Below are 12,596 nucleotides of genomic sequence, written 5' to 3'. Positions count from 1 at the left end.
GCGTTTTTTTTATTATTTTAAGTTCTCTGGGTTTAAAGCTTCTAATTCAGGTACAACGAAGCGCCCGTCTTTACGGATTAGTACGTCGTCAAAGTAAATTTCGCCGCCGCCGTATTCAGGGCGTTGGATACATACTAAGTCCCAATGGATGTTCGAGTTGTTACCGTTCCATGCATCGTCGTAAGCTTGTCCAGGAGTGAAGTGGAAGCTGCCATCGATTTTTTCATCGAATAGGATGTCTCCCATTGGATGTAAGATGTATGGGTTTACGCCGATTGCGAACTCACCAACGTAGCGTGCGCCTTCGTCTGTATCGAAGATTTTGTTAATGCGTTCTGAATCGTTTGCAGTTGCTTCAACGATTTGGCCGTTCTCGAACTTAAGTTGTACATTTTCAAATGTATAACCGTTGTAAGGAGATGGTGTGTTGTAAGAAACTGTACCGTTAACAGAATCACGAACTGGTGCAGAGTATACTTCACCGTCTGGAATGTTTAAATGACCGGAGCATTTAATTGCTGGAATGTCTTTAATAGAGAATGTTAAGTCAGTTCCAGGACCAGTTAAACGAACTTTATCTGTTTTATTCATTAATGTAACAAGGCTGTCCATCGCCTTATCCATTTTACCGTAGTCTAAGTTACATACTTCAAAGTAGAAGTCTTCGAAAGCTTCTGTACTCATTTTAGCAAGCTGTGCCATAGAAGCATTTGGGTAGCGAAGAACAACCCAGCGTGTTTTTGGAACGCGAATGTCTCTATGAACTTTTTTACCAACTGTTTGGCCATGAACTTTCATACGCTCACTTGGAACGTCAGCTTGTTCATTAATATTATCGCCAGAGCGAAGGCCGATATAAGCGTCCATGTCTTTCATTACGCTTGCTTCATATGCAGCGATTTGTTCGAAATGTTCTTCAGTAGCACCCATTAATAAAGAGCGATCTACTTGATGATCTTTTAAAGAGACGAATGGGAAACCACCAGCTGCATATGCTTCTTTTACAAGTGCAGTTACAAGTTCTTTTTGTAAGCCAAAGTTTTCAATTAATACTTTTTCACCTTTTTGTAAGCGGATAGAGTAGTTAATTAAATTGTATGCTAACTTTTCAATACGTGGATCTTTCATATGTAAAGCCTCCCTACTAATTATGTATCCTCTCCTATTGTAACCTACTTAGTGGAATTTGTTGAATGATTTATGTTACAGTTAACGAATAAGTATGAAAATTCTAATGATGAGATAGGGATTAGAATGAAACGGAAAATGATTGTATAATAGGGGAAAGTATGAAAAAGATAAAGGAAGTGATGAAATGCAAGTTCTTTTATATGTAAGTGCGGCTATTATCGCGGTTGCTTTCGCAGTATTAGTAGTGTATGTATGTAGAACGTTGTTATCGGTTCAGAAGACGTTAGAAAACGTTGCAAGCACGTTAGAAGGTTTAGAAAAACAAATGCAAGGAATTAGCGTAGAGACAGAGCAATTATTACATAAAACGAATTCGTTAGCTGATGATATTCAACAGAAGTCACAGTCATTAAATAAAGTGGTAGCGGGTGTAGATGGGATTGGAACGACAATCCAATCTTTAAATACGAAGCTTCGTAATGTATCAGACTCTGTAACGGACGAAATTGAAAATAACGCTGATAAAGTAGCGCAAGTTGTACAGTGGAGCAGTGCGGCGATTGAAGTATACAATCATTACCGTGCGTCGAGACAAGAGAAGAAGGTTGAAAAAGAAGAGCGTAAATTAGAAAGAATTGAGAAAAAAGCTGAAAAGAAAGAGAAACGCTCTAGATTTCGTATGAGAGGTGAATCGTGATGAATATGACAAAACTTGAAACAATTGAAGAGCTTGAAGTCTTAGTAGAAAAGAACGAGCCGTATGTTCTTTTTAAACACAGTACGACATGCCCAATTAGTCACGGTGCATACACAGAATTTCAAGCGTATTGCAGCGAAGAAAGAGAAGTACCAGCGTATTACTTATACGTACAAGATGCGAGAGATGTGTCAAATCGTGTTGCAGAACAATACAGTATTAGACATGAATCACCGCAAGTGTTATACATAAAAGATGGGATGGTAGTATGGAATACATCTCATTGGAATATTAAAAAAGATGCTTTAGAAGAGAATATAAAGTAAAAAGAAGCAAGCTAAAGGTGCTTGCTTCTTTTTTTTTGTTTTTGTTGAAATATATTTAGTGGTACACTATTAATAGTTCAAACTAAATAACTAGATTGTTGAAAGTAGGTTTTAAGTAATGAAGAAAATGGCATTATCCTTCGCAGTCGTAAGTTTATTACTGGGAGCTTGTAGTAACAATAGTAATACGATTAGTAAGAAGGATGAAGTTATACAAAAAGATACAAAAGAAAAAAGTATGATTCCGAGAACTGCTGTTTCTAAAGATTATTATAGAACTGTTATTCCTTTAAAAGAACAAAAGGTTATTAATACAGCTAATATAAAAACAAATTCTAAATTAGATTTAGCAGAGTATGAAAATGGTTTAATAAATATTGCAACGCAGCAATTTGATACAGAGAGTCACGTACTGCAATTAAACCAGTATATTCCAGAGAAACTAATTGATGAACTAGTTGCGAAAGTAGAAGCGCCAGTTTTGACAAATATTATAGAACAAGATTATTTCGGAAAACAGAATTCAAATGAATTAAGTTTATCTGGTGTGATGATTGGCTTAGCTATGTCTTCAAGTGTATCGAATGAAGAGGCTATGTCTAAAGGGACTGAAGTTGCTAAACAACTTATTGAAGCTATTAACAAAAATGATAAATATAACAAATCTCCAATTACGTTTGCTATCTTTAAGCAAGAAAGTACAAGTTCTTTAAAAAATGGTACGTATATTGCTAGTGCTACTGTTCAAAAGAATGATACGAACCTTGGAAATTGGAGTACGATCGATGAAAAGTCGTATTCATATCCTTCTGATGAATTTACACAAGCACATGGAGAAGATAATACAAAAATAAATAACTTTGCTAAGGAAATAAAAGGTTTTTCTAATGGAGATTTTATTCCAGTCAACGCTAAAGTTTCTTATAAGAAAGATCAAATGGATACATTAAATATGAATATTGTTATTAAATATAACGGTAAAACAGAATTAATGGCTCTTACCCAATTGGCTGCTCAAGGCATGTTAGACAAATTGCCTAAAGATGCGAAAGTACAATTACAGATCAAGTCCGAGAGTAAAATTGAGGCCGTTATTATAAAAGAGAAAAACAGTGATAAACCGTTTGTTTCCTTCTTGTAAAAAAAGACAGTATGTAAACTGTCTTTTTTTTATTTTAAATGAAAATATATAATGTTTTTTGATAGTAATTCCTTGCTGTATATCGTGTGACAATCGTATATGTATCAGCTATAATAAATTATCTTAAAAAAGTAACATATAGGAATTTGAAAGAGGTGGCTTTCTTATGGCATCACAACAATTAGGTCGTTTACGTTCTGAAATTGATCAACTTAATTTACAAATATTAGAGTTACTAAACGAAAGAGGTCGTCTCGTACAAGAAGTTGGTAATTTAAAAGAAGTACAAGGTGTGAAACGTTTTGATCCTGTACGTGAAAGAAATATGCTGGATTTAATTGCAGAGAATAATAATGGTCCATTTGAAACTTCGACTTTACAACATATTTTCAAACAAATTTTTCAAGCTGGTTTAGAATTACAAGAAGACGATCATCGTAAAGCATTACTTGTTTCTCGTAAGAAAAAAACAGAAGATACGATTGTTGAAATTAATGGTGAAAAAATTGGTGACGGAAATCAGCATTTTATTATGGGACCGTGTGCAGTGGAAAGTTATGAACAAGTACGTCAAGTTGCTGAAGCAATGAAAGGGCAAGGTCTGAAATTAATGCGTGGTGGTGCGTTTAAACCACGTACTTCACCGTATGATTTTCAAGGTCTTGGATTAGAGGGATTACAAATTTTGCGCCAGGTAGCAGATGAATATGATTTGGCTGTTATTAGTGAAATTTTAAATCCGAATGATATTGAGATGTCATTAGATTACGTTGATGTTATTCAAATTGGCGCTCGCAATATGCAAAACTTTGATTTGCTAAGGGCAGCTGGTGCTGTGAATAAACCAGTATTATTAAAACGTGGTCTATCAGCAACGATTGAAGAATTCATTAATGCGGCAGAATATATTATGGCAAAGGGAAATGGGAACATTATTTTATGTGAACGAGGTATTCGCACGTATGAAAGAGCGACGCGTAATACGCTTGATATTTCCGCTGTGCCGATTTTAAAGAAAGAAACACATTTACCTGTCGTTGTCGATGTAACGCATTCTACAGGGCGACGTGACCTTCTCTTACCAACTGCAAAAGCAGCGATGGCAATTGGTGCAGACGCAATTATGGCTGAAGTACATCCCGATCCAGCTGTAGCTTTATCTGATGCAGCGCAACAAATGAATATACCGCAGTTCAATGATTTTATGAATGAATTAAAATCATTTGGAAGTAAATTATAAAAACTTTTAATGAGCTGTTCCAAAAAGGCATTTTGGAACAGCTTTCTCCTATTGTATAGCGACTGTCATTGTCGATTTTTGTTGGTAAGTTGATATATTTAAAAAATCGCTGATATAATTAGAGTTGCGGTCGATATATTTGGAAAATCGCTGATATATTTCGAGTTACAGTCGATATATTCGAAAAATCGCCGATATAAATTTCATTTACTATCGTACTGCTTAAAATAAGATTTCTACTAAGGAAACATCTATTTTTTTACAAAAAATGCCCTTTTTTCATAAAAAATACGAAAATACGAGAAAAGAAGCGAATTTTTTCGAAACTTTTGCGGGAAAATATTGTATGAGCCTGCGTTTTTATCGTATCATTAGTAAAAGGAAGAACTCGGGACGATTGGTGGCATCTGCAAATAGAGTTGATGTCTTTTTTTCATTCAAGTAACCGATACATAAAAATAGATAACAAAAATAGAAGGAGTGTGCGATGAGATGAACGTAACAATATATGATGTAGCGCGTGAAGCGAACGTTTCAATGGCTACCGTATCACGCGTTGTGAACGGTAACCCAAATGTAAAGCCTACAACAAGAAAGAAAGTATTAGAAGCAATTGATCGTTTAGGATACCGCCCAAATGCGGTAGCACGTGGACTAGCAAGTAAGAAGACAACTACAGTAGGTGTTATTATTCCTGATATCTCAAATACGTTTTATGCAGAACTAGCTCGTGGAATTGAAGATATCGCAACAATGTACAAATATAACATCATTTTAAGTAACTCTGACCAAAACAAAGAGAAAGAGTTCCATTTATTAAATACGATGCTTGGAAAACAAGTGGACGGAATTGTTTTCATGGGTGAAGATATTACAGACATTCACATTGAAGAATTTAAAAAATCTCCAGTACCAATTGTATTAGCAGCATCATTTGATGAGCAAAATGAAACGCCATCAGTAAATATTGATTATACACAAGCAGCTTATGATGCAATGAAGCACTTTATCGAGCAAGGACATAAACGTATCGGTTTCGTCTCTGGTCCTTTCATTGATAAAGCGGGAAGCGCGAAGAAGTTACAAGGTTATAAAAAAGCTTTAGAAGAAGCAGGTATTTCATATGATGAAAATCTTGTAATCGATGGAGATTACACATATGACTCAGGTATCGAAGCATTCGAAAAGCTTTGGAGCAATGATGAAAAGCCAACAGCAATCTTCGTATCTTCTGATGAAATGGCACTAGGTGTAATCCATGCAGCACAAGACGCTGGATTAAACGTACCAACTGACGTAGAAGTACTTGGTTTCGATAATACACGCCTTGCATTAATGGTTCGTCCGCAGCTTTCAACAGTTGTTCAACCGATGTATGATATCGGTGCAGTAGCAATGCGTCTATTAACAAAGTATATGAACAAAGAAAAAGTGGAAGATCACACTGTTATCTTACCTCACCGTATCCAATTTAGAGATTCAACGAAGTAAGTATAAAAAAGCTCACAGCGATTGCTGTGAGCTTTTATTCGTATTCAGGATAGTATTTTTGTACGACTGCATTTACCATTTCGTCTTTTTGCAAGTTAATTGATATTTTTAGTACAGTTATATTACTTTGTAAATTTACAACTTCGATGTAAAAAAACTGTTTGTCTAAGTCAATCGTAACATAATCGAATCGTTCGGATAGCTCTAATTTATATGTAGTAGTATATTCCAAATGAAAGCCTCCTTATTGTATAAGTGTATGTTATAATGCCTTCGCTATAGATGGGGCTATTCCTTGTTATATGTCACATAAGTGCAAATTTAACTATTATAGGGCAATGTCATGTATAATAGAAAGAAAAGGCTTGTGAGGGGGGAAAAGAGATGATCGTTCTTTGGATAATTACGCTTTGTATGACTGCTATTTTTGCATATATGACGTTAAAACAAAATGGTTTAAAGCGATTTGTTCCAGGAAGTATTCTTGCAGGAATTGCCCTTATCACGTATGTAATTTCTATTTTTATTGAAAGTGTATCAGTAGATATGAGCACAAATTTAATGTTTATTGGTATTACACTATTTGCAGGTAGCATTATGGTACTTATGGTTGCTGGTATTATTTTATTTATTCATATGAATTCGGAAACGTTATAGCATATAGAAAAGGCATGTCCCGAGGGGACATGCCTTTTTATCCGTTCAATTATGCTCTATCTTTAGAAGAGTTTTGCTGTTTTAGTAAGTCGCGAATTTCGCCAAGAAGTTCTTCTTCTTTTGTTGGTTCTGGAATTTCTTCCTCTTTTTCTTCTTCTTTTTTAGATGTTAGTTTGTTGAAAACTTTAACAAACATAAAGATAGAAGCTGCGATAATTAAGAAGTCAAAAATTGTTTGGATGAAGTTACCATACATAACAGCAGATTTACCGTATCCAAAGTGTAAACTTGTAAAGTCAACGCCACCTAATACCATACCAAGTAATGGTGTGATGATATCTTTTACTAAAGAACTAACGATTTTACCGAATGCAGCACCGATTACAACCCCGACAGCTAAATCAACGACATTCCCTTTGAAAGCGAATTTTTTAAACTCGTTCCACATGTGTTAATCCCATCCTTTCCACGATTCATTATGAAATTTATAATTCCTATCAACATATTCTATAGAAATTTACGAGAGAAATAAAGAGGGAATGGGAATGAAAGTAAATTCTGAAAAATGTATCCGTTTTAATTTTTGTTTACATCATCTAGTAAAGATTGTAGCATTTGCTGCGTTTTTAATCCTTCTAATCCATCTACAACAGGCTTTGTATCGCCTTGTACACACTCAATAAAATGATGAACAGCATCTTCAAAACCACGTTGTTTTAACGTCGTATCCCATGATGGGGAACCACTTTGTGAAACTGAGTTTTCCTGTTCAATTTCAAATGTATTCATATTTTTTACGCGAATGATTTTCCCTGGCGTTACAAGTTCAATTTGTTCTAAATTTGTACCGGCGTGGCGATGCATTGCAGTAGAAAGTAACAGTCCACTTGGAGTTGTATATGTATGATGTCCGTAAAGAAGTTCATTCTTTTCATTGATTTGCATCATATTGTGAACGGCGTTAAGGTCATCATTAGCTAACCAGCGAGCGGTATCTACAATGTGTAAATAATCATCTAACATAGTGAAGTCGTACGTATATGGCCCGACTTTATTTGTACGATGCTTTTCAATTCGAATCCATGAAATATCATTAGCCTGTTCTTTGGCAGCGACATACATAGGAACGAATCTGCGATTAAATCCGACCATTAATTTTCGGTTATACTTCTCGCTTAACTCGACTAGTTGCTCAGCTTGTTCCACTGTAGCTGCTAGCGGTTTATCAACATAAACGTCGATCCCTTTTTTTAGAAGTTCAGAAACGATTTCATAATGCGATGCAGTTGAACTATGAACGAAGATTGCATCGCATTCCGAAGCTAACATTTCAATAGAATGAAAGTCTTGAATTCGGTATTGCTGGCAAACTTGTTTTCTTTTCTCTGCGTTAGGTGTAAACGCCCCTACAAAATTCCAATCAGTTTCTTTTGTAAGTGTTGGAAGATAGGCCTTTTGCGCAATACTTCCAAGTCCAATCATCCCAATTTTAGGTTTGTTCATGTTTATTCCCACCCTATTAATATTAATGTAACGGCTTAAATGTAGCATAGGGTGGGGGAGGAAGGCAAAAATTAGCTTTTTACTTACGGCCTTCTAACAAAATCTTCTCTATCTCCTCAAAGTGATGAGCGCGAGCATGCTCTAGCGGGGTAACACCATCATTGTCTGGAATATTTACATCTGCACCGTGCTCAATAAGAAGGCGAATGACTTGTTGCTGTGTTTCGTTTCCGTTACTTAGTACGATGGCTTCCATTAAAGCTGTCCATCCCAGGTTATTTACATGATTTACATCAATATTTGTTCGAGTGAGGAGTTCTTTTATGACGCCAATATAGCCATGTTCTGAAGCTGGGATAAGAGCTGTTCCGCCGTAACGATTTGTAATCGTAGGATCTGCACCAGCATCAATTGTTAGTTTTAAAATGTCTAAGTAACCTTCCGCACCGGCGTATAGAAAGGGATTATTTTTCATGTCATCTTGAATATTTACGTCAGCACCGGCTTTGATAAGCGCCTTTGCGGTTTTTACATCATTTTTGTATGTAGCAATCATAAGCGGAGTGCGTCCTTGACTATCCGTCGCATTTATATTTGCGCCTTGTTTTAGTAAAGATATAACAGTATTCGTTTCATTTTTTTCAGTAGCTGCTAGTAGTGCAGTCTCCATGTTTGCCATCTCCTTTTTTACTTCTTGTTCTTGCGAGCATCCTTGTAAAAAAATTACCCAACATATCATACTGAATGTTTTTTTGAACATGGAATTTCAACCTCCTAATTTCAACTGTAAAATAGGAACATTAAATTTTTATAAACTGACGCTAAAATTACTATAAAATCGCTTGAGTAATTGAACATATATTTTTATGCTTATAAATAATAAGGTTTGATAAAGTGAGGATTTAAGATATGTCTATTAAAACAAGGTTTTTATTTTCTTATATTGCTGTTATCCTCGTTTCCATTACGCTTATATTAGTCGCGGGATTTTTAATCGTTTTTTCGATAACAGGTGACTTGGAAGCAGTGAAAAATTTCTATAAAAGTTCTTACATTCAAAAGCCGCTTACACCAGAAGAAGAGAATGCCTATCTTGAGTTGAAGTCAGCAGCTAAACAGCATCAATCTCAATTGTTAGATGAGTCGTTTGTCTCAGCAATAGAAAAAGAGGGTGTGAAAATAGTAGTAAGAAAAGGAGAAACACTTTCATATGCTTCAAACGTATTTGAAAGTGTATCTTTAAAAGAAGCCCTTCCGAAATTTGAATCAGCAAATATTAATAGTCGTGGTACAACGGAACTAGGCGATACATTTTATCGATATGTAAAGTTTGATTTTTATTTTCCTCAGGAAGAAGAGGGAAGTATATTTGTATTAAAAAAGCAAAGTTCATTTGTAGATCTTACACAAAAATTATTTCCAATCTTATTCGTAGCGCTCTTACTACTAGCCATTTTACTCATTGGATTATTAAGTTACCTCGTTTCAAGAAGTGTAATAAAACCAATTTTTGTATTGAAAGGCGCAACGGAGAAAATTAAAGAAGGAAATTTAGATTTTCAAATACCAGTTACATCACACGATGAAATAGGGCAATTAAATCAAGGATTTGAGGAAATGAGGAAGAGATTAAAAGAATCGATAGAGATGCAAACGCAGTATGAAGAAAATCGAAAAGAGCTTATTTCAAACATCTCTCATGATTTAAAAACACCGATTACATCAATTATCGGATATGTAGAAGGAATAAAGGACGGAGTAGCAAATACGCCAGAAAAAATGGATAAGTATTTAACAACTATCCATACGAAAGCAAGACATATGGATACACTTATTGATGAATTATTTTTATTCTCAAAGCTCGATTTGAATCGAGTTCCCTTTCAGTTTGAAACGGTTGAATTGAATACGTTTATGCAAGAGTTAATCGAAGAGATGCAAATGGATTTAAGTAAAGAAGGTATAGAAGTTAACTTGCAATTACATACATCACCACTATATGTAACGGCTGATTGCGAAAAGATAAATAGAGTTATATCAAATTTAATTCATAATAGTGTGAAATACATGGATAAAGAAGAGAAGAAAATTACTGTAACAGTATCGAGTAATAATAATAAAGTTATTGTGAAAGTGATGGACAATGGATCAGGTATAGAATCTGATACGCTACCTTATATCTTTGAACGTTTTTATCGTGCAGAACAATCGCGGAATTCTAGCACAGGTGGAAGTGGACTTGGTTTAGCAATAGCGAAGCAAATTGTTGAAGAACATGGCGGGGAAATTTGGGCGGAAAGCGAGCTTGGTAAAGGCACAAGCATTTTCTTCTCATTGGAAAAAGTAGAGGAATGTGGTGAGTAAATTGAAAAGAATTTTATTAATAGAAGATGAAGTAAGTATTGCAGAATTACAGCGAGATTATTTAGAAATTAATGATTTCCAAGTTGATGTAGAGCATTCAGGAGAAACAGGTTTACAAATAGCCCTGCAAGAAGACTATGATTTAATTATTTTAGATATTATGCTTCCGAAAATGAACGGATTCGAAATTTGTAAACAAATACGTGCTGTAAAAGATATTCCGATTCTACTTGTTTCAGCAAAAAAAGAAGATATAGATAAAATTCGCGGACTCGGATTAGGAGCGGATGATTATATAACGAAGCCGTTTAGCCCGAGTGAATTAGTCGCAAGAGTAAAAGCACATATTTCTCGTTATGAAAGATTATTAGGAAATGTAAGTAAGCAACGCGATACGTTATATATTCACGGAATTTCTATCGATCAACGAGCGAGGAAAGTTTTTATAAACAATGAAGAAGTGGCATTTACAACGAAGGAATTTGATTTATTAACATTCTTTGTCACAAACCCAAATCAAGTATTAAATAAAGAACAGCTATTTGAACGCATTTGGGGATTAGACTCTGCTGGTGATTTAGCAACTGTTGTCGTTCATATTAGAAAGCTACGTGAAAAAATTGAAAGAGATCCAGCTCACCCGCAATATATTGAAACGGTATGGGGAGCTGGTTATCGTTTTAACGTGTAATATACCTGCCGAGTAATTGGCAGGTTTTTGTATGTTATTCGAACGAAAAGGAAGAAATAGGTAATTTGTGTTAAAATGTAAAGAGAAACAAAACAGAGGAGAGCATAGGGAGCGAGCTATATGTTGGGGGATATATTAAAAGATAATAAATCAAATAAGACTTTAAAGATTGGAACTAATATCGTACTTATCTTATTGATTATTGGTGCAATACAAATGTTTTATGATGAAGATTCTACGAATGATCATTTCGGTTGGTTCTTTTTTGCGATCTTTTGGGTAATTAAAAGCATTTCTAGCTCTAAGGTAAGTTTAAAAGATAGAGATAAAAAGTCGGTATTACTTGATGTGGGTTTAGTTGTTATTTCTTTTGTTTTTTTAGTTGTTTTTAGTGTGAAATATTTCATTTGAAAAAAGCTCATAGTCGTATAGAGGCTATGAGCTTTTTGTCAGTGTTTAGTTTTTATTGATAATAATGGTAATAACGATTTATAAAATGTTTGAGTAGTAGAAGTAAACTGAGCAGCTTCTTCTAAAAAAGGATAATGGTTGCTGTTTTCGAATGGAATGAAGATAGAATTACGTATCCCATCATGTATCTCGATAGAATATTGAATTGGGCACTGTACATCATATCTTCCGCATATAATAAGTGTCTTTGTTTGGATGGAAGGTAAATTCTCTCTTAAATCAAATGAAGGATATTCATTGGCGAAAGCATTCATCCGGCTAATGGACATTGTTTTATTGATTGGTTTACAAAAATAAGAGTTGTAGTTTTCTGGTTTATACAATGATAATTTTGTTCTCTTAGTAGATAGTTCTTTCCGTTCTTCATTTGTAAGGTGAGGGCTTTTTAAGTTTTCGATGAGTTTTTGCATATAATGAAACTGTGGATGTGCTGGGTGATAAATGCAGAATGGTGTTTCGGTATAGTTACTTGCTGCAGCTCCTGCTACGACTAATGATTGTAAGGAATGTGGATATGTAATTGCATATAAAAGTCCAAGCATACCACCTGTTGAATGGCCAGCGAAATGCCATGTTGGAAGTTGTAATGCTTCTCGTATGGCTTCCAAGTCGTGGATTGTTTCAATCATGCTTAATTCTTTTTCTGAATTGGCTTTTAACGAGTTACCAGCGTCTCGTAAATTAATGAGAAATACACGATGCGTAGCAGTAAAAACATCCGCAAAGTAATCACCAGTTTCATTAAATTGTGAATAGTGATGTGTAATACAAAGCGATTCGCCATCTCCTTTTGTAAAGAGTTCAAATGTACCACGTTTCGTGTGGATCATTTGTCGTTTCCACATAATATCACTACCTTTTCTCATAAAAGTTGGGCCAGGCTG

15 protein-coding genes are annotated in these 12,596 nt (G+C 34.9%); 9 read left to right on the top strand and 6 right to left on the bottom strand.

Annotated elements, in window-relative coordinates; all coding sequences use genetic code 11:
- Positions 1-12 precede the first annotated feature (12 nt).
- Complete coding sequence (locus tag M1D73_RS23970) at positions 13-1,128, bottom strand: aminopeptidase (RefSeq protein WP_000654729.1); 1,116 nt, start codon at positions 1,126-1,128, stop codon at positions 13-15.
- A gap of 187 nt (positions 1,129-1,315) precedes the next feature.
- On the opposite strand from M1D73_RS23970, the gene M1D73_RS23965 reads away from it, so the two are divergent.
- From M1D73_RS23965 to ccpA, 5 genes are all read left to right on the top strand, one after another.
- A complete protein-coding gene (locus M1D73_RS23965) occupies positions 1,316-1,828 on the top strand; it encodes a DUF948 domain-containing protein (RefSeq protein WP_098212503.1) in 513 nt (170 codons plus the stop codon).
- Positions 1,828-2,154 (top strand): bacillithiol system redox-active protein YtxJ, encoded by a 327-nt coding sequence (gene ytxJ / locus M1D73_RS23960; protein ID WP_001057469.1) that lies wholly within the window; start codon positions 1,828-1,830, stop codon positions 2,152-2,154. The genes M1D73_RS23965 and ytxJ overlap by 1 nt, the downstream gene beginning before the upstream one ends.
- A 118-nt stretch (positions 2,155-2,272) precedes the next feature.
- Positions 2,273-3,295 carry a CamS family sex pheromone protein gene (locus M1D73_RS23955; protein WP_000738025.1) on the top strand — a complete coding sequence of 341 codons (1,023 nt, stop codon included), beginning with the start codon at positions 2,273-2,275 and terminating at the stop codon, positions 3,293-3,295.
- Between the two features lie 166 nt (positions 3,296-3,461).
- A complete protein-coding gene (locus tag M1D73_RS23950; RefSeq protein WP_000168209.1) occupies positions 3,462-4,535 on the top strand; it encodes a bifunctional 3-deoxy-7-phosphoheptulonate synthase/chorismate mutase in 1,074 nt (357 codons plus the stop codon).
- 492 nt (positions 4,536-5,027) lie between these two features.
- Entirely contained in the window at positions 5,028-6,026 is a 999-nt protein-coding gene (ccpA, locus tag M1D73_RS23945) for a catabolite control protein A (protein ID WP_001103297.1), read from the top strand.
- 34 nt (positions 6,027-6,060) lie between these two features.
- On the opposite strand, the gene M1D73_RS23940 is transcribed toward ccpA, so the two are convergent.
- Positions 6,061-6,258, bottom strand: coding sequence for a hypothetical protein (locus M1D73_RS23940; protein ID WP_002195827.1), 198 nt, complete (start codon positions 6,256-6,258; stop codon positions 6,061-6,063).
- A 152-nt stretch (positions 6,259-6,410) separates the two neighbouring features.
- On the opposite strand from M1D73_RS23940, the gene M1D73_RS23935 reads away from it, so the two are divergent.
- Positions 6,411-6,683, top strand: coding sequence for a DUF3917 domain-containing protein (locus M1D73_RS23935; protein WP_000636587.1), 273 nt, complete (start codon positions 6,411-6,413; stop codon positions 6,681-6,683).
- A 49-nt stretch (positions 6,684-6,732) separates the two neighbouring features.
- Here the strand turns inward: M1D73_RS23935 and mscL are convergent, their stop codons facing one another.
- From mscL to M1D73_RS23920, 3 genes are all read right to left on the bottom strand, one after another.
- On the bottom strand, positions 6,733-7,131 hold the full coding sequence (mscL, locus tag M1D73_RS23930) for a large conductance mechanosensitive channel protein MscL (protein WP_000267011.1): 399 nt from the start codon (positions 7,129-7,131) through the stop codon (positions 6,733-6,735).
- 128 nt (positions 7,132-7,259) lie between these two features.
- Positions 7,260-8,186, bottom strand: a complete 927-nt coding sequence (locus M1D73_RS23925; protein ID WP_001039693.1) for a Gfo/Idh/MocA family protein — start codon at positions 8,184-8,186, stop codon at positions 7,260-7,262.
- 79 nt (positions 8,187-8,265) lie between these two features.
- Complete coding sequence (locus tag M1D73_RS23920; protein WP_098212505.1) at positions 8,266-8,946, bottom strand: ankyrin repeat domain-containing protein; 681 nt, start codon at positions 8,944-8,946, stop codon at positions 8,266-8,268.
- Positions 8,947-9,095: 149 nt separating this feature from the next.
- Between M1D73_RS23920 and M1D73_RS23915 the strand changes: the two genes are divergently transcribed.
- The 3 genes from M1D73_RS23915 to M1D73_RS23905 all read left to right on the top strand — a co-directional run bounded on the left by M1D73_RS23915 (position 9,096) and on the right by M1D73_RS23905 (position 11,652).
- On the top strand, positions 9,096-10,550 hold the full coding sequence (locus M1D73_RS23915) for a sensor histidine kinase (protein WP_000023865.1): 1,455 nt from the start codon (positions 9,096-9,098) through the stop codon (positions 10,548-10,550).
- A 1-nt stretch (position 10,551) separates the two neighbouring features.
- On the top strand, positions 10,552-11,241 hold the full coding sequence (locus tag M1D73_RS23910) for a response regulator transcription factor (RefSeq protein WP_002195828.1): 690 nt from the start codon (positions 10,552-10,554) through the stop codon (positions 11,239-11,241).
- 120 nt (positions 11,242-11,361) lie between these two features.
- Complete coding sequence (locus tag M1D73_RS23905) at positions 11,362-11,652, top strand: hypothetical protein (RefSeq protein ID WP_000900162.1); 291 nt, start codon at positions 11,362-11,364, stop codon at positions 11,650-11,652.
- A gap of 38 nt (positions 11,653-11,690) precedes the next feature.
- On the opposite strand, the gene M1D73_RS23900 is transcribed toward M1D73_RS23905, so the two are convergent.
- The gene (locus M1D73_RS23900) at positions 11,691-12,578 is read right to left on the bottom strand and encodes an alpha/beta fold hydrolase (RefSeq protein WP_002041890.1); all 888 of its coding nucleotides are present in this window, start codon (positions 12,576-12,578) and stop codon (positions 11,691-11,693) included.
- Positions 12,579-12,596: the final 18 nt, after the last annotated feature.

It is taken from the genome of Bacillus sp. PK3-067 (genome assembly GCF_056738645.1).
The sequence above is the reverse complement of the archived record's forward strand: the minus strand, read 5'-3'. Positions and strand labels throughout refer to the sequence as shown.